We start from the raw sequence: 17,702 nt of genomic DNA, 5'->3' as shown, positions 1-17,702 counted from the left end.
CAGCTTGAGAAAGGAGCACGCCAACGATACCCAGGCCGAATCGCGAGCGGCCATTCACGGGACAATAAGGTGGAAATAGCGACGACGGCAGATGATACCCGACCATATGGCGCCCCTGTGTCGCCGGGCGAAAATACTCCCGACCTCCTATGGATAAATATCACACCCTTAATATGAGACAACCAAAATAATGTTTTCCAGGCCCCCTCTCCTTTGTTTGCATGGCCGCCAGATGCCGCCTTGCTGGCGGTTATATCGGGAGCAGGCATGTCCCCAACATAGCCGCCCCGCACAGGGTGTTCGGGGCGCTAATCTCACCCTACCCCTTGCAGCACTTTTTCACCGCCCGCACCACGTTCTGATAACCGGTGCAGCGGCAGAGATTGCCCGAAAGGCCGCGGCGGATCTCCGCATCGGTCAGCGGACGGCGATCTGTCTTGTCGAGCAGTGCCGCGCTCGCCATCACGAGGCCGGGGGTGCAAAAACCGCACTGCACCGCCCCCTCGTCGATGAAGGCCTGCTGCACATCGGAGAGCTGGTTGCCTTGCCGCTCCCCCTCCACGGTACGAATGGACTTGCCATCGGCCCACACTGCCAGATAGAGGCAGCTGTCGATGGCCACGCCATCCACCCGCACGGTACAGGCGCCGCACTCGCCGACGCTGCACCCCTCTTTCACACTGATCAGCCCCTGCCCGCGCAGGAAATAGAGCAGCGACATGGTAGGTGACACCGCATAGGAGTAAGGCTTGCCGTTGATCTCGCACTGGATCGCAACAGTGGGACAGGTTTGCGGTTGCATCATAGGATCTTGCCTCCGGCACGTTCGACAGCGCAGGCGACCACCCGCTGCGCCAGGGTTTTGATCAGGTGCAGGCGAAAGGCTTTCTCCGCCCGCCAGGAGGAGCGCGGCGCCACATCGGCCACCACCGCCTCGGCAATGGCCGCGAGCGTCGCGCGGGTCAAGGGTTGCCCTTCAGCTGCAGCCTCCGCATGCGGCGTGCGCACCGGTGTCGGTGCCGCCACCCCGTAGGCCAGCCGCAGGCGCTTGAAGTGGCCATCCTCAATCTGGCAGTAAGCGGCACAACCGATGGTGGCGATATCCATGGCACCGCGCATGGCGTACTTGAAGTAGTGGGAGCCCACATGGGGATGGGGATCAGGGGCAAAATGAAACGCCACCAGAATTTCCGCCGGATGTAGCGCTACCTTGCCCGGGCCTGTGTGAAAACCGGCGATGGGGATACGGCGCGTGCCATTGGGCCCGGCGATTTCCAGCTCTGCTTCCAGTGCCACTGTGGGCGCTGCCGAGTCAGCACTGGTGGCGCCGTTGCAGATGTTGCCGCCATAGGTGGCGACGTTGCGGATCTGCGGGCCGGCTATGGTGGCGGCCGCTTCTGCCAGCATCGGCAGGCGGCGCTGCACCAGCTCGTTTTCGATGATCTCGGTAAAGGTGGTGCCAGAGCCGATGCGGATCGATCCATCAGCCAGCTCGCTCACCCCTTTGAGCTCGGGCAAGTCGTGAATATCGACGATATGGCGATAGGCAGGGTTGAGGTGATGAAGCTGGATCATCACATCGGTGCCACCGGCCAAGAGGCGCGCCTCGGGGTCGGCCAGGCGCAGGGCAACGGCCTCGGCCACACTGTGCGCCTTGTAGTAACGGGCAATATCAAACATGGCGTTGCTCCTCCCGTGATCCCTCGGCAATCAAACCCGCCGCGACAAACTCCCGAAACAGGGTCTTGGGGGTGATGGGCAGCTCGTTGATGGCGACCCCGGTCGCCATGCGAATGGCGTTACGGATCGCAGGGCCCGGTGAGATGATGGGCGGTTCCCCCAGGGATTTATGTCCATAGACCGACTGGGGCTCATAGGTCTGCACGAAGTCGCATTCGAGCTCCGGCAAATCCAGCATGGTGGGGAACTTGTAGTCGAGCAGGTTGGGATTGCGCACCACGCCGGTGTTGGCATCGATGATCATCTCCTCGAACAGCGACCAGCCGATCCCCATCCCCATGCCGCCGTGCACCTGCCCCTCTGCCAGCTGTGGATTGAGGATCTTGCCGGCATCGTGCAGGTTGATGATGCGATTGATGGTCACCTTGCAGAGATCGACATCGACGCTGAGATCGACAAAGGTGCAGCCGAAACTGGGCGGGTTGGTGGTGGTCTTGTGAGAAACCTCCGAGGTGATCTGGCCGCCAATGGTGAGGTGGTAATAGGCGTTGACCGACACCTCGGCCACGCTGATCAGCACCTTGTCCGGCGCACCGGCCAGCACCACGTAGCCGTCGATAAGGGTGAGCGACCCCACATCCTGATGACAGAGCTGGGCCGCCAGCGACAAAATGCGCGCCCGCAGTTGCAGCGCCGCCTGATGGATAGCGGGGGCCGCCACATAGCTCTGGCGTGAGGCGAACGAGCCCGGATCATAGGCGGTGATGTCGGTATCCTGGGTCGAGATGACCCGGATCTGCTCAAACGGAATGCCAAGCGTCTGGGCCGCCATCTGGGCAAAGACGGTATCCGACCCCTGCCCTATCTCGGTGGCGCCGATCTGCAGATTGACGGTGCCATCCTGATTGAGCAGCATGCGGGCGCCAGCAATTTCGACCCCCACCGGATAGGTGTTGGAGCCGTAGCTGAAACAGGCCACCCCGATGCCACGTCGCACCCGACTTGCAGGTTCCTGCCCCAAACACTCGGCTTTGAGCCGATCCCACTCGAACATCTCGCGACCACGCAGCAGGCACTCGGGCAGCCCGGCGCTGTAGATGGTCTTCTGGTTGACCTGATTAACATCCCCTTCCCGCGCCACGTTGGCGATACGCACATCGAGCGGGTCTAACCCCAACTCGACGCAAGCGTCATCGAGCATGCACTCGAGGGCAAAAATCACCTGGGGCGCGCCGTAGCCGCGCATGGCACCGGCGGTGGGCAGGTTGCTGTAGAAGGTCGTGGCGTCATAACCAAAAGCGCTGCGCGGATAGAGGTAGCTGATCTTGTTGCCACCAGCGCTGGCGATGGAGTGGCCGTGGGAGGCATAGCCGCCGGTGTTGGAGAGCACGTCGAGCTGATAGCCCTTGAGGGTGCCGTCGCGGTTGAGGCCCATCTTGCCATCGATGGCAAAGCCGTGGCGGGTGCGGGAAGCGAAGAAGCACTCTTCCCGGCTCAAGGTCACCTTGACCGGCACGCCGCCGAGCTGGTAGCTCAGAAACGCCGCCATCGGCTCTTCCAGCACATCCTGCTTGTTACCAAAACCGCCGCCCATATAGGGCTTGATCACCCGCACACTGGACCAGGGCAGGCCGAGGGATTTGGCGACCCGGCTGCGCACTATCTGGGGGATCTGGGTACTGGAGACGACAATGATGTGGTCGGGTTGATCCATGTAGGCGTAGCAGGTCACCGTCTCCAGATGGCAGTGCTGCACCACTGGCGTCCGGTAGTGCCCCTGAAATTGCAGATCGGCGGCCGCGATAGCCTGCTCCGGTTCATTGGCGCGAAGCTGGCTTTGGCGCAGCAGATTGCCGCTCGGGTGAATGGGATAAGCCCCCTCCGCGAGGGCGCTCTCGGCATCCGTCATCACCGGCAGCGGCTCGTAGGTCACCTTGACCAGCGAGGCCGCCTTCTCGGCAGTGAGCGGATCGCGCGCCACGACTATGGCGACCCCATCACCAAAGTGGCGCACATGGTCGGTGAGCAGACGGCGGTCTTTCACATCCCGCTTGGCCTCATCGAGGGACCAGGCGTGACCGGCGGTGCGAAAACAGGTGGTGGGGACATCTTCATGGGTAAACACGGCTTCGACCCCGTGCAGGGCCAGCGCCTCGGTCGCGTCGATGGCGAGCACCTTGCCGTGGGCGATCTTGCTTCTCACGTACTTGGCGTGGCGCATCCCGAGCATGATGTTGTCATCGGTATAGCGGGCGCTGCCGGTCACCTTGGCCTCGGCATCCACCCGCTTGAGCGGTAATCCTATGGACATATGCAAGTCCTTTTTCGAAGGGAAAAATCTGGAACCGGCATAAAAAACAGCAAGATATGCGCCTGTTTCCCGCAGACAGGCCAGCGATGAGGATAAGTGTGAAGAAGATCCCATCCGGCACCCCGGCCAGGCTGATGGCGTTGCCGGATTGCCGATTTTTCATGCACATTCAACCGCTGGCATACGACCCGTTATCAATCTGGTAATCCCCATTATCAAAATGGTACCTGCCGCGCCCGAAAAGCATCGGGGGCCACCTGTCGGTCACCCCCGATGAGACTCCCGTAATGACACCAGCCCCCTGGACTAGATGGCCCAGCCACCGGCGTAGAAGAGCACCAGCGCAAGGGCAATGATGACGGTGCCCGGATTGAGCTTGCGCCACTCGTTGGAGCAGATGCGGCCAATCACCAGGGCGCTGAAGCCCAGCATGATGCCGGTGACGATATTGCAGGTGAGCACGATAAAGACGGCGCACAGCAGGCCGGACATGGCGCCGACAAAGTCATCGAAATCGAGCTTGGTGACGTTGCTCAGCATCAGCAGCCCCACGTACATCAGGGCCGGCGCCGTGGCATAGGCCGGCACCAGATAGGAGAGCGGCGAGAGGAACAGCATCAACAGGAACAGGCCGCCGACCACGGTGGCGGTCAGGCCGGTTTTGCCACCCGCTGCCGTGCCCGCTGCCGATTCGATATAGACGGCAGCCGGCGCAGCCCCCACCAGGCCGGAGAAGATGCTGCTGAGGGAGTCGGCACTGAGCGCCTTGCCGCTGTTGATGATGTGACCATCTTGATCCAGCAGGTTGGCCTGCCCCGCCACCGCCCGTATGGTGCCGGTGGCATCAAACACCGCCGTCATCACCAGCGCCAGCACGCTTGGCAGCACCAGCGGCGAGAGGGCCCCCATGATATCCAGAGTGAAGATGAGGGACTTGCCCTGCTCGTCCGAGAGGCTCGGCAGGGCGAACAGCCCCTGATAGGTCACCGCCGGATCGAAGATGAGGCCGAAGAGGGAGATGGCGATGATCACCAGCAGGATCCCGCCCGGTACTTTCAGCTTCTCCAGCCCGACAATCACCGCAAGGCCAATCAGGGACATGATGACCGGCATGGAGGTAAAGGCCCCCAGCGCTACCGGCAGCCCCTCCAGCGGGTTCTTGATCACCAGCCCCACCCCGTTGGCGGCGATGAGCAGCAGGAAGAGACCGATCCCGATCCCAGTGCCGTGGGCGATCCCCATCGGCAGGTTGTCGAGGATCCAGCTACGCACCCCGGTCACCGAGATGGCGGTAAAGATCACCCCCATCAGGAAGACGGCGCCCAGCGCCACCGGAATGGGGATCTGCTGCCCCAGCACCAGGCTGAAGGCGGTAAAGGCGGTGAGCGAGATGGCGCAGCCGATGGCCATGGGCAGCTTGGCCCAGAGCCCCATCAGCAGCGAACCAAAGCCTGCCACCAGACAGGTGGCGACAAACACGGCGCCGGGGGGAAAGCCCGCCTTGCCAAGCATACCCGGCACCACGATCACCGAGTAGACCATGGCAAGGAAAGTGGTGAGCCCCGCCAGCACCTCCTGTCTGACGTTGCTGCCCCGCTCGCTGATCATGAAGTAGCGATCAAGAGCCGTGATCGGCTGTTGCTGCGATGCGCTCTTGCCGGCGTCATCATTGGCCAGCGGTTCCACGCTGTTTGTCCTGCTGTTTGCTTGGGTCATACCCAACTCCTTCACATACGCCTGAGTGTTCCATGACGAAATGGCGGCAGGATCTGTGGATCTGTTTATGTCCAGTCTGTGTGGCCACAGCCTGACGCGACAGAGAGACCAGGAGAGGCAGCCTTGACTCAAACGTTTGCCTTGCTGATCAAAAAAACCGGGCCATTTCACCTTCTGTTGCGGGGAAACGTGCCCCGCTCTTACTTGGGTGTTGGCCTCCCTGTGGGCACGCCAGCCACCGTATCCTCGGGGCTGCGCCGTGGCAGCCCCTCCATCCCCTACCCCCGTTCGTGCACCAGTTGGCCATCCACATAAGTGCGGTAGATGGATCTGTCATCCCCCAACGTCAGCAGCACAAAGAGCTTGTCCCGCAGGGTGGTGGAGTTGTCATAACGCAGCTGCTGCAGCGGGGTGGCGACCGGGTCGAGCACCACGAAATCCGCCTCCTTGCCCAGCGCAAAGCTGCCGATCTTCTCATCCAGCCCCAGCGCATGGGCGCCGCCCAGGGTGGCCAGATAGAAAGCCTGATAGGCCGAGAGCCGCTCCCCTTGCAACTGCATCACCTTGTAAGCCTCGTTGAGGGTCTGCAGCATGTTGAAGGTGGTGCCCGCACCGATGTCGGTGCCCATCCCCACCTTTATCTGCTTGCGCCACGCCTTGTGCAGCTTGAACAGACCACTGCCCAGATAAAGATTCGAGGTGGGGCAAAACGCGATGGTGGAGCCGGTCTCCTTCAGGCAATCCCACTCCTGCTCTTCCAGATGGACGCAGTGGGCAAACACGCAGTTGTGGCCGGTGAGGCCATGCTGGTGATAGACATCGAGATAGCCCTGATGCTCTGGGAACAGAGATTTGACCCAGGCGATCTCGTCCTTGTTCTCGCACAGATGGGTGTGCAGATAGGTGGTGGGAAACTCTTCGCGCAGTCGCCGCGCCATCGTCAGCTGCTCGGGTGTCGAAGTGGGCGCAAATCGTGGTGTGATGGCGTAAAGCAGTCGGCCATTGCCGTGCCAGCGCTCGATAAGCTGCTTGCTCTGCTCATAACTGCTCTGCGCGGTATCGAGCAGATAGTCGGGGGCGTTGCGATCCATCATCACCTTGCCCGCAATCATCCGCATATTGATGCGGCTCGCCGCCTCGAACAGGGCATCCACCGACTCGGGGTGGACGGTGCCGAACACCAGCGCCGTGGTGGTGCCGTTACGCAGCAGCTGCTTGATAAAGAAGGTGGACATCTCGCGGGCATACTCGAGATCGTTGTAGCGCCGCTCGGCCGGGAAGGTGTGGCGGTTGAGCCACTCCAGCAACTGCTCACCGTAAGCCCCCACCATCTCGCTCTGGGGGTAGTGAATGTGGGTATCGACAAATCCCGGCACTATCATCTTGCCGCGGTAATCCCGCACCCGCACTTCGGCCGGAATGCGATCCCGGCCCTCTTCCCACTCACCGAACCAGTCGATGCAGCCGTTGCGAATGATGAGCAGCCCATCCTCGACCAGACGGGCATTGGGCTCAATCTCCTCGGGTTGATCCACCACCCGGGTGATATCGAAGAAGCTGCCGCGCACCGCTTTGACAGAGTTGTCGTTTTTCATAACCGTTTCCCTGTTTCTCTTGTTCTGTTGACGTTCTTGTGGCTTCAGCAATCAGATGCGATCGACTTGAGGCACGATCAGCTCCTCGTGCAGGCCATCTTTCTTCATGGCACCGCCCAGGGCGATCATCACGGTCACGAAGGAGAAGTTGACCGACTGGATGGAAAGCAGGCCCGATCCTATGGGGTCATAACGGTTTACCTGCAGCCAGGTGCTGGGGGCGAGCTTGCGCCCGCCCCTCACCTTTTCTTTGTTATGCCGACACGTTGTGCTCCAGCTTGCCCAGTTCGCGCAGGATCTGCTCCGGCGTGAAGTGCCACTTGCGCAGCCAGACACCGCAGGCGTCGTGGATGGCGGTGGCGATGGCGGGCGCGGCGCCGTTCACCCCGATCTCCGAGATGGACTTGGCGCCGTAAGGGCCGACTTTGTCATCACTCGGCACCAGGAAGGCCCGAAAATCGCGGGGAATGTCGCCAATCTTGGGCGCGCCATAGCTCTTCAGATCCCGGGTGAGCGGGATGCCCTTGCCGTCGTAGCAGATCTCTTCGGTCATGGTGTGGCCGATGGCCCGCATGGTCGCCCCGTAGATCTGGCCGAGCGCCAGCTCCGGGTTGATGGGGGTGCCGCAGTCGAGCAGGGCGTAGAACTTGTCGAGACGGATCTGGCCGGTTCTGACGTTGACCGCCACCTCGGCGAAATTAGCGCCATACGGGAAGGCAAGCTCAGAGGTGATGTAGCTGGCGGTGCCCACCAGAATGCCAAAACCGGTGCCGGTCTCTGACTTGTGGGCAATCTTGGCAAAAGAGACCTCCCCCAGCTTGCCGCGCACTATGCCCGGGAACGCCAGTACTACATCTTCCACCGGTTCCCCCAGCATGGCGGCGCCGTGGAACAGGATTTTCTCCTTGAGGTTCTCGGCCGCCATCTTGGCCGCGTTGCCGGAGAAGCAGGTACCTGACGAGGCGTAGGCCCCCTTGTCGAACAGGGCGTGATCGGTGTCGCCAGAGATCACATGCACATCGCTGAGCGGGCAACCGAGCACCTCGGCGGTCAGCTTGGCCACCACGGTATCGAGGCCGGTGCCGATATCGGCGCCACCGGAGTGGACGATAAAGGTGCCGTCCGATTCCAGTTTGACCATGCAGTTGGCCTGATCGATGTCGGGGATCCCCGATTTTTGCATGATGATGGCGACGCCACGGCCGATGCGCCAATCCCCGTCTGCGGGTTTGGGGCTGTCCCAGGCGATAAGCTCCCGACCCTGCTTGAGGATGGGTTCCAGAGCGCAGCTGGCGGCGTGGGGTACAGAAGTAGGCATCTTGCCCTCACCGATGGCCCCCAGCACCTTGAGGATATCCCCTTCGTGCACCCGGTTGTGCTCCACCATGTCGAGCTGATCGATGCCCAGTTTCTCCGCCAGTTCGGCAATGGCCATGGTCAGCGCGAAGTTACCCTTGGGCGCGCCGTAACCCTGATAGGCGCCAGTTGGGCAGATGTTGCTGTAGTAGGTGTTGACGGTAAAGCGCACGTTGTCGCACGGATAGAGCGGCAAAGAGAGTGCCGGGCCATTGCTCGGCACCGTCAATGAGTGGTTGCCGTAAGGGCCGGTGTTGGCGCGAAAATCCATCTCGATGGCGGTGATGGTGCCATCTTTTTTGGCCCCCACTTTCACCTTCACCTTGGCCACGTGGCGGGAGGTGTTGCTGATGAACTCCTCTTCACGGGTGTAGCGGAAGGTGACCGGACGGCCGGTGACCCTGGTCGCCCAGGCGCACACCTCTTCCAGCAGGATGTCCTGCTTGGAGCCAAAGCCGCCCCCTACCCGCTCCTTGATCACATGCACCTGATGTTGCTTGAGGCCGACGATGCGCGCCACCTGACGGCGCACGTGCCACGGCACCTGAGTGGAGGCGTGAATGACCAGACGATCCCCATCCATGTAGGTGAAGCAGATGTGCGGCTCGGTCGGGCACTGCTGGGCCTGGGTCGATTCGTAGGTGCGCTCGACAATCTCGTCCGCCTCGGCAAAGCCTTTGGCCACATCACCGATCTGGCCATGGACGCTGGCCGCCAGGTTCTCGTGCGGACGGGAACCGATGGGGAAGTTGATGATCATGTGCTCGTCGCCACGACGTACCGAGCAGGCGTTCTGCTGCTCCAGATCCGCTGGCGCACCGGCCATGTAGAGGATGGGCTCGTCATGGACCAGTGGTGCATTGGGGGCCATCGCCTCATCGATGTTCATGACCGAAGGCAGCACCTGATACTCGACCTCGATGAGTTTGAGGGCCGCCAGCGCCACCGCTTCGCTCTCGGCCACCACGGCGGCCACCCGGTCACCCACGTGGCGCACCTTGCGGCTGAACATACGGCGATCGAGCGGTGACGGCTCGGGAGCACTCTGACCACCCGGGGTGTAAAACACATCCGGGCAGTTGAGGTGGGTGATGACATGCACGACGCCCGGCAGCGCTTCGGCACGACTCACGTCGAGTTTGGTGATCACCGCATGGGGATGGGGGCTGCGCAGCATCTTGATGATCAGTGCATCCTCGGTGACCCTGTCCTCCACGTAGCAGGGCTTGGCCTGCACCATCTTGGCGGCGTCCACTTTCGGGCAGCTCTTGCCGATATGGCGCAGATCGTCGCGAAACTCGGGGGCGATCTGGCACAGATAATCCGGGTTCTTCATCCGCGAACAGGCAAGCTCGATAGCCTGATAGAACTGCTGGTAACCGCCATCGCGGTGAAACAGGCCCGAGAGGGCATCGTCGATTTGATCACGGGTGGGCTCGGGGTGGCGATCAAGCAGGTCGGTGACGATGAGCGCGGCGGCCGGATCGTTGTAGCCGGACTGCACCACGCCCACATCTACCATCGCCTGCTGCACCAGACTGAGCTGGTTCCAGCTGCCCAGCGACTCGGCGGTGCGCACCTCTGATCCATCCAGCTGGGCGGCGATCAGCAGGGAGGCGTTGATCACCTTGCCGTTGAACAGGATGGCGTCGGAGCCGGCGAAACCGAAGCCGTCGTCGCTGTTGCGCACCGAGTGCATCCGGCACTGGTTGAACAGCACCATTTGGGCGTTATCACCGGCCTTGCAGATGACGGTACGCAGGGCACCGTTCAGGGTAAAGTTGAGTTCCATCATGCTTGCACCTCCTGCTGCTGGCAGTCCACCAGCAGATCCGCCACCACCACGCCGGTGATATACCGCTTGTAACTTATGCTGCCCGCCAGATCCTCACGGGGCGAAATCAGCTCACTCACGGCGGCCTCCAGCGCGGCATCATGCAGATCGCGGCGCTCCAGATCCCGCAGGCGCATTGGCTGCGGGGTGACGCCAGCGACGGCCACCCGCATCTCGCCAATGCTGTCGAGGGCCACGGCGGCGGTCATCACCGCCAAGCCATCGGCGTTGCGGCTGATGCGGCGAGTCGCGCAGCGCAGTTCAGGCTCCGGCAGCACAACGCCCAGCACCAGGGCATTGCGCTGACCCGCCAGATAGGCGTCGATGGGTTGCAGCAGGTTGTTCTCCAGCACTACCACGGCTTCGAGCACCAGCAGCACCGGCAGCAAGGGGGAGTCCTGCAGCTGGCAGGCAAGTTCGCCACCAATGGTGGCCTGATTGCGCAGATGGCGGGAGTAGACAAACCCCAGCGCCTCGCACAGGGCGGCCGGGGTGCGGGGATCATCTTTCAAGGTCTGCAGGGTGACGGTAGCGCCGATATGGAGCTGGCCGTGCTGCTGTTCAATCTGGCCAAGCCCGAGCTTGTCCAGCGAGATGGCGACCTTCTTGTCGGTGCGGGTCGGGGCTGCGTTGAGCTTGCTGCCGCCCCCCATGTAGACGGCGTCGTTGCCAAAGCGGGCCTTGAGTTCCAAAGCCTGACCCAGTTGCTCGGGTCGGAAGAATTGCTCAATCATGTGTCGTCCTTACTCTTGCTGCCCGCCGCCGGGCAAATCCACAGGGCGGGCAATCTGGTCCAAAACGGTGGAAGGTGGCCTTAGGCCAGCTGATCCATCCGTTGCCACAGGCGGCTCGCCACCTTGCGGGCCTGCTGATAAATGGGCGCGACATCGAACGGGAACTCGCGGTCCTGATAGACCATGCGCCCCTCCACCATCACGCTGTTGACGCTGGCAGAACCCATGCCGAAGGCGAGATGGCCACCGAGGTTGCGCGGGGCCAGCGGGGTTGGCGCGTCGTAGTCGCAGATGGTGAGATCGGCTTTATAACCCGGCTCCAGGCGGCCAAATTTGGCGCCGAAGTTGCGCTCCAGCAGGGTGTTACCGTTCCAGAGGAAGCGGGCAAAGCTGTCGGGCCACAGCGCGCCACCAGCATCCTTGTGCTTGAAGTAGGCAAACTTGAGCTCTTCAAGCATGTCGGAGCCGATGCCGTCGGTGCCGAGCGCCAGATTGCGATACTCAGGCAGGTTCATGTTGTAGCCCACGTGGTTGTTCATGTTGGAGCGGGCGTTGTGCACCAGGAAGGCATCGCGGCTGTTGAGCAGATCGATATCAGCCGGGCTCAGGTAGATGCCGTGGGCGATCAGGGTCTTGCTGTCGATAAGGCCAAACTCATCCAGCCGGGCGATGGGCTCCTTGCCATGGTGGTGATGGCCGTGGGCCATGTCGTAGCGGTCTTCCGCCACATGGATATGCAGACCACGACCGGTGACCTGCACCGCTTCGCGCAGCATGGCCAGCCCCTCGTCAGGCACGGTGAAGGGGGCATGGGCGCCGATATGGGCCTCCACCAGATAAGGTTCACTCCCCTTGGCCTTGGCCGCATCGATCTGTTGGGCGAACAGGATGTTCTCCTCCACCCCGGCCTGCAGTTCGGCGAGGCCGCCGTTGCGATCCGTGGTCTCGAAGCAGGTCATGCCGCGCAGACCCGCCTCCACAAACCCCTTGCGCAGCACGTTCAGGGAACCCTTGATGTAGTTGGGCGAGGCGTGGTGGTCGATCACCGCGCTGCAACCGCTCTTGATCGCGTCCAGCAAGCAGATAAGGCCGCTGTAGTAGAGGGACTCCTCATCGAGGGCCCGGTCGAGCCGCCACCAGAGGTTTTTCAGGGTGGAGATAAAGTCCGGACAGGGGGCGATATTGGCCATGATCCCCCGCGACAGGCCGGAGTAGAAGTGGTTGTGGGCACAGACGATGCCCGGCATCACCAGCTTGCCGCCCATCTCCCGATAGTTGGCCTGTGGGTAGAGGGCCCGCAGATTGGGCCCCACCGCTTTGATCAGCGTCCCTTCAATGGCGATATCCACCCCTTCCAGCACCAGAGTCGGCTCCAGCTGGACGGCGGTGACGTTCTTCAGAATAAACATGGTTTGCTCCTTCGCTTATTCGTGGTTCGCTCAGACCTCGACGGCCCCCAGCAGGTAGTGGTGATGAGCATGGACATGGCTGATGATGCGGCACATGTCGCCGAGCGCCTCGGGGGCATCCTTGATCCGGCTCTGGGCGTCTATGGTCAGGCGATAGGTCTCGCCATCCTGACGCACCCGCAGCTCGCCCTCCCCTTTGCCACTGTCCTCCAGATAGAAACCGGGGTTGCGGCTGTTGTCGAAGTCCTCGGGCAGGCTGAAGATGGTGACCTTGTCCTGATAGGGCTTGCCCTGCCACGGGCAGAACTGGGCGCAGTTGCCACATTCGTTGCAGTAGGCATCCAGGTGCAGGGTCTGGAACTCGTCCTTGAAGCCCGGCACCGCAATGGCGACGTTGGCCCGGTTGGGGCAGACATCTACGCACTTGCTGCAGAGGTAGTTGCACTCGAGGCAACGGTGCGCCTCTTGCGCCACGAAGGCATCGCGCTCGCTCTTGTCAACCATGGTGACGGCTATGCTCCCCTTGCGGCGGTAGATCTCATCCTTGCCCGACGGCTGGATTGATACCTCGGCATGGCTGCCAGCGATATGCTCGCGGGCCAGCACCCGATCCGCGGCGCGGCGGGCACCGCCGATGGCACCGACGATGGAGGACGGGCCGCTCTGCACGTCACCGATCAGGAAGACGTTGCGACGGCTGGTCTCGCCGCTCTGGCTATCCACCTCGGGCCAGCCATCGCTGCCAAGGGGAATGCCCATGGCTTTCAATACTTCGCAGTCAGGCTGCTCGCCGATGGCGGTGATCAGCGCATCCATCTGCATCACTTCGGTCTGATCTGTGGCCACCGGACGGCGGCGGCCCTGCTCGTCAGGATCCCCCAGCGCCATCATCCGCACGACAAGCTTGCCATCTTTGTCAAAACGTTCCGGATTGGTGAGGAAGCAAAAACGCACCCCATCCTCCATCGCTTCCAGAACCTCCTCACGATAGGCGGGCATCTCTTTCTCGCTGCGGCGGTAGATCACGGTCACATCGCTGACACCGGGCACCTTGAGGGCGGCGCGGGCGCAGTCCATGGCGGTGTTGCCGGCGCCGATCACCGCCACATGGCGGCCGAGCGGCAGCGGTTTGCCCTGATTGAAGCTGCGCAGGAAATGGAAGGATTTGTAAATCCGCTCGTGACCCCCCTCAAGACGCATGCCGCCGTTCTTGTCGGCACCGATGCCAACGAAGACATAGGTAAAGCCCTGGGCGTGCAGCTTGTCGACGGTGAGCGCCGGATCGCAGCCGAACTCGAACTTGACCCCGTGGACGGCGACAAAGTCGATATCGTGCTGGATAAGCTCGGCCGGAATACGGAACTCGGGGATGATGTGCTTGACCACCCCACCGGCATCCGCTTCGCGCTCGAACACGGTGACCGGATGACCGGCGCGGGCCAGGAAATAACCGGCGGAGAGACCGGCCGGACCTGCGCCAATCACCGCAACCGGGTGCTTGTCACCGCTGCCTGCCGGTTTGTGCCAGCGCGCCTTGTACCCTTCCCAGCCCAACTCGAGCGCCACTTTTTTCAGCTCGCGGATATTAAGCGGGCTGTCGTAGTCGAGACGAGTGCAGTTGTACTGGCACTGGTGATCGCAAATATGGCCGGTGATGGCGGGCAAGGCGTTGCGCTGATAGATGAGTTCCAGCGCAGCCACATACTCCCCCTCGCCCATCAGGCGAATGTACTCGGGGATATCCTGATGCACGGCGCAGGCGGTGACGCAGGGTGCCACGTAGCAGTCGGTCATCGGCAGACCGCCGCCCACTTCGATACGATCGTCGGACTTCCACTCCTTCTGGGTGTAATCCATGGTGAGGGCCTTGGCGGCAAGCGCCTCCAGCCTGGCCACATCCACCTGACTCATGCCCCAACTGTCGGAAGCGTCGATCTCGTTGAGGCACTCAATCTGGCGCAGGTAGCCACCCGGCTTGAGCAGGTCGGTGGCCATGGTGATGGGGCGAATGCCGGTCTCGAAGATCTCCGCGATATTGAACTTGCTGGCACCGCCCGAGTAGGAGATGGGCAACTTGCCATCGAAGGCGCGGGAGAGTACGGCCGCTACGTTGATGGAGAGCGGGAACAGCGCGCGGCCGGACATGTACATCTCATCACCCGGCAGCGCCCCCTTGCGGTTGATGGTGCCCAGGGTGTTGGTGAGCTTGACCCCGAAGGTGAGCCCCTTCTCGGCCCCCAGCGCCAGCAGGCGGGTCAGCATGGCCTTGGCCTGATCCAGCTTGAGGTCGTGATCGAACGACGCTTCGCTCAGACCAATGTAATCAAAGCCGCAGGTATCGAGGATCTCGCGCACCCGCGGGTAGCCCAGCAGGGTCGGGTTCAGTTTGACGAAGGTGTTGAGCCCCTTCTCTTCCAGCATGTAGCGGCAGATGGCCTCAATTTCGTTCGGCGGGCAGCCGTGCATGGTGGAGAGGGTGAGGCCGTGCACCATATCGGCCGGAATGCGATCCGCCAGCTGTTGCAGGCGGCTGCGACGCGCCCCCAGTCCCAGATCGGCAATAAACTGCGGGTCGGCCACCAGTTCGCGCAGCACTTGCTGGTATTCGGCAAATTTCGGGCTGCTGCTTGCATCCATCAGGCTGTGGATGAACTGCTGCATCGGCGGCTGTTTGATGCCATCGAGGTTGTACCCCACGCTCATGTTGAAGATGAAGGACTTGGCCTCCCCGTCAAGGCGCGGGTCAAATACCTCTTCCAGCAGATAGAGGGCAAACCAGGCCTTCAGATACTCGTCGAACGCCTTGGGCAGAGTGAACTCGGTGGACCACTCGGTGTTGAAGCACTCGTCTTCGGCATCGATGCAGGGCTTTGCCAGTTCAAGACGGTCCAGGATCTGCACCGTCTTGAGCTCGATAAAGCGCCCGCCAGTCAACCAGGAAGTGACGATATTCTGGGCCAGCTGGGTATGGGGGCCAGCCGCCGGGCCTATGGGGGTTTCGCAGGTTTCACCGAACACAGTGATCTTGCGCGCGTCCTGCTTGCGATAGAATTGCGCGGCGGGAATACCGAAAATGCTCTGACTCTCTTTATATTCCGCGAAAATACGGGTCAGAAGGTTCTTGAACGGAACGGGTCGCATAATATCGCCCATGGTGATCTCCTTGCTGCGGCTTTGCTCATTGACTGGGTGAATAAATGGGGTTCATTCACAAGGCAACCCCTTGAAACAGACAAGAGCAACAATCAGGCCAGTGCCGGCACATTTTAATTTGTGAGCGTAAAAGCGTGAGGCACCTCGAATTAATGATGTATCGACTTGCAATACCGGCCTCGGGGATGAGAGTGGCTATCAATAACGTGAGTTAATAACATTGTAATAGCGCCCGATGCTGAGAAAGTCTCACGTTGGCGGGATTGAATATCAGTTTGATAATCTCGTGACGCCTGCCTTTATCAGGCCATGCAGGGTGATAATGTCGGCCACCACACCGGCAAAAATGCCCTGTTAGCCCTGGCTCAGAGTTTCATAATTATGCACTCCAGACAGCCAGGCTCAGCCCGCATCGTCTGCCCGCAGCAGCGCCTGATAACGATCCGGGGTGTCCACATCCAGCAGGATGGCGTCACTGTATACCTCGACGAAGCGATGGGGATGTGCCATCAGCCAACGGCGGATGGAGCCCTGAACAGGTGCCTCGGCCAGCGCCTTGCCAAGCGATGATGGCAGCAACACCGGGTGCCCTGACTCTTCCTGATAGCGGGGGAAAAGTGTGTGGGGGCCCCGTGCCTGCCAGAGCCTCTGGTAGACATCGAGGGGAATGCAGGGCAGATCGCCGTGGGAGATGAAGAGATAGTCGCTGCTGCTGGCCGCCAGTGCCAGCCGGATGGAGCTGCCGAGCCCCTGTGCATAATCATGGTTTTCCACCAGCAGGATCTCGGGTCTGTCTGCATAGCGTGCCTTCAGCTCGTCACCCCTATGCCCCACCACCAGAATAATCCGATCACAGAAAGCGAGGGCATTTTTGAGACTTTCATCAAGAATCGTGCTCTGGCGATACGGTAGCATCAGTTTCCACGCGCCCATTCGCGACGAGAGGCCGGCCGCCGTTATTATGCAGTCGCATCTCGCTCTGGAATGACAGTGCTGTTCACTGCTTGCGCCCTTATTTGAATCGGTCGTTGCCATGCCCATTACCTCACCTGTCCAGCGTGCCTTTCCTGATATTGACACGCTATTAAACCCGCTCACCGAAAATATAGATAGCCGTACTACCTTAATTAGCCTATGTGGCGCAGGCGGCAAAACCAGCACCCTGTTCTGGCTGGCCGAATATTTTTATCAGCAGGGTAAAAGGGTGTTAATTACCACCACCACCCGGATGTTTCTGCCAGCCCAGTCACACTATCGGGAATTGATCCTGGAAGCCGACCCCGTCCGCCAGCTTACCCGCTGCCAGCAAGTGCCCGATGGCCCCACCCTGGTCGCCCTGTTCAGCCATATCGATCGGACCAGCGGCAAGGTGGCAGGCCTGACACCCGAGCAGGTCGATCTGCTCAAGGGGCAGCAGCGCTTCGATCTCATCCTGGTGGAGGCAGACGGCGCCCATCACAAGTTATTGAAAGTGCCCGCTTTGCACGAACCTTGCATTCCCCTGAGCAGCGACTGGGTGATCGCCCTGGTGGGTGGCGCCATGGTGGGGGCCAAGGCAGACCCGCAGCAGATCCACCGCTGGGCCGAGCTCCAGGCCCTGTGCGGGATTACAGCCGGTGAGCCGCTGGATTGGGCGCTGTTTGACCGGCTCATATCCCACCCTCAGGGGGTGTTCAAGGGCACCCCGGCCAGGGCGCGGCGGATCTGGTTTATCAATGGCGATTATCAAAATGAGGCGTCATGGCAGCCGCAGTTGATAAGGCTGCTGGCCCGGCACCCCGAGATCCACGCCATCTGGCAGGGGGCGGTGCGCGAGCCTATCGCCATTCGTCATGTGGTGCGCCAGGCCCCTCTGGATGGCGAACTGGTGGCTTCACCGCGCACCTGACCCGTTAAGGATGAAATGAGGTACCT

At 61.4% G+C, this 17,702-nt stretch carries 11 protein-coding genes and 1 pseudogene; 1 reads left to right on the top strand and 11 read right to left on the bottom strand.

Annotation, left to right across the window (positions count from 1 at the left end):
• Nucleotides 1–319: 319 nt before the first annotated feature.
• From xdhC to mocA, 11 genes and pseudogenes are all read right to left on the bottom strand, one after another.
• Nucleotides 320–805 (bottom strand): xanthine dehydrogenase iron sulfur-binding subunit XdhC, encoded by a 486-nt coding sequence (xdhC, locus tag BN1129_RS15445; protein ID WP_042037653.1) that lies wholly within the window; start codon nucleotides 803–805, stop codon nucleotides 320–322.
• The gene (gene xdhB / locus BN1129_RS15440; RefSeq protein WP_042037652.1) at nucleotides 802–1,680 is read right to left on the bottom strand and encodes a xanthine dehydrogenase FAD-binding subunit XdhB; all 879 of its coding nucleotides are present in this window, start codon (nucleotides 1,678–1,680) and stop codon (nucleotides 802–804) included. Before xdhB ends, xdhC begins: the two co-directional genes overlap by 4 nt.
• Nucleotides 1,673–3,991, bottom strand: coding sequence for a xanthine dehydrogenase molybdenum-binding subunit XdhA (gene xdhA, locus BN1129_RS15435; protein WP_042037651.1), 2,319 nt, complete (start codon nucleotides 3,989–3,991; stop codon nucleotides 1,673–1,675). Before xdhA ends, xdhB begins: the two co-directional genes overlap by 8 nt.
• A gap of 306 nt (nucleotides 3,992–4,297) precedes the next feature.
• Nucleotides 4,298–5,599: an NCS2 family permease gene (locus tag BN1129_RS15430; RefSeq protein WP_244463068.1), complete on the bottom strand. Its 1,302-nt coding sequence runs from the start codon at nucleotides 5,597–5,599 to the stop codon at nucleotides 4,298–4,300.
• A gap of 386 nt (nucleotides 5,600–5,985) precedes the next feature.
• Entirely contained in the window at nucleotides 5,986–7,302 is a 1,317-nt protein-coding gene (gene guaD / locus BN1129_RS15425) for a guanine deaminase (RefSeq protein WP_042037647.1), read from the bottom strand.
• Between the two features lie 72 nt (nucleotides 7,303–7,374).
• Nucleotides 7,375–7,515 (bottom strand): annotated as a pseudogene (locus BN1129_RS15420) (xanthine permease XanP); the annotation flags it as partial.
• Between the two features lie 40 nt (nucleotides 7,516–7,555).
• A complete protein-coding gene (locus BN1129_RS15415; RefSeq protein WP_209418521.1) occupies nucleotides 7,556–10,453 on the bottom strand; it encodes a molybdopterin-dependent oxidoreductase Mo/Fe-S-binding subunit in 2,898 nt (965 codons plus the stop codon).
• Entirely contained in the window at nucleotides 10,450–11,226 is a 777-nt protein-coding gene (gene ygfM, locus BN1129_RS15410) for a molybdopterin-dependent oxidoreductase FAD-binding subunit (protein WP_042037642.1), read from the bottom strand. Before ygfM ends, BN1129_RS15415 begins: the two co-directional genes overlap by 4 nt.
• 80 nt (nucleotides 11,227–11,306) lie before the next feature.
• Nucleotides 11,307–12,635, bottom strand: coding sequence for a putative aminohydrolase SsnA (ssnA, locus tag BN1129_RS15405; RefSeq protein WP_042037640.1), 1,329 nt, complete (start codon nucleotides 12,633–12,635; stop codon nucleotides 11,307–11,309).
• A gap of 30 nt (nucleotides 12,636–12,665) precedes the next feature.
• Nucleotides 12,666–15,788 (bottom strand): putative selenate reductase subunit YgfK, encoded by a 3,123-nt coding sequence (gene ygfK / locus BN1129_RS15400; protein WP_042037637.1) that lies wholly within the window; start codon nucleotides 15,786–15,788, stop codon nucleotides 12,666–12,668.
• 402 nt (nucleotides 15,789–16,190) lie between these two features.
• On the bottom strand, nucleotides 16,191–16,823 hold the full coding sequence (mocA, locus tag BN1129_RS15395) for a molybdenum cofactor cytidylyltransferase (RefSeq protein WP_084204671.1): 633 nt from the start codon (nucleotides 16,821–16,823) through the stop codon (nucleotides 16,191–16,193).
• On the opposite strand from mocA, the gene yqeC reads away from it, so the two are divergent.
• Nucleotides 16,822–17,676, top strand: a complete 855-nt coding sequence (gene yqeC / locus BN1129_RS15390; protein ID WP_042037633.1) for a selenium cofactor biosynthesis protein YqeC — start codon at nucleotides 16,822–16,824, stop codon at nucleotides 17,674–17,676. The two genes, mocA and yqeC, sit on opposite strands and share 2 nt — an antisense overlap.
• Nucleotides 17,677–17,702: the final 26 nt, after the last annotated feature.

This window comes from Aeromonas popoffii (assembly GCF_000820025.1).
GTDB classification, from domain to species: Bacteria; Pseudomonadota; Gammaproteobacteria; order Enterobacterales; family Aeromonadaceae; genus Aeromonas; species Aeromonas popoffii.
Note: the sequence above shows the minus strand (reverse complement) of the source record. Positions and strands in the feature narration are given on the sequence as shown.

Coding starts and splice junctions, on each gene's coding strand:
- xdhC (WP_042037653.1), bottom strand. CDS start 805: ATGATGCAACCGCAAACCTGTCCCACTGTTGCGATCCAGTGCGAGATC.
- xdhB (WP_042037652.1), bottom strand. CDS start 1,680: ATGTTTGATATTGCCCGTTACTACAAGGCGCACAGTGTGGCCGAGGCC.
- xdhA (WP_042037651.1), bottom strand. CDS start 3,991: ATGTCCATAGGATTACCGCTCAAGCGGGTGGATGCCGAGGCCAAGGTG.
- BN1129_RS15430 (WP_244463068.1), bottom strand. CDS start 5,599: ATGATCAGCGAGCGGGGCAGCAACGTCAGACAGGAGGTGCTGGCGGGG.
- guaD (WP_042037647.1), bottom strand. CDS start 7,302: ATGAAAAACGACAACTCTGTCAAAGCGGTGCGCGGCAGCTTCTTCGAT.
- BN1129_RS15415 (WP_209418521.1), bottom strand. CDS start 10,453: ATGATGGAACTCAACTTTACCCTGAACGGTGCCCTGCGTACCGTCATC.
- ygfM (WP_042037642.1), bottom strand. CDS start 11,226: ATGATTGAGCAATTCTTCCGACCCGAGCAACTGGGTCAGGCTTTGGAA.
- ssnA (WP_042037640.1), bottom strand. CDS start 12,635: ATGTTTATTCTGAAGAACGTCACCGCCGTCCAGCTGGAGCCGACTCTG.
- ygfK (WP_042037637.1), bottom strand. CDS start 15,788: ATGGGCGATATTATGCGACCCGTTCCGTTCAAGAACCTTCTGACCCGT.
- yqeC (WP_042037633.1), top strand. CDS start 16,822: ATGCCCATTACCTCACCTGTCCAGCGTGCCTTTCCTGATATTGACACG.
- mocA (WP_084204671.1), bottom strand. CDS start 16,823: ATGGCAACGACCGATTCAAATAAGGGCGCAAGCAGTGAACAGCACTGT.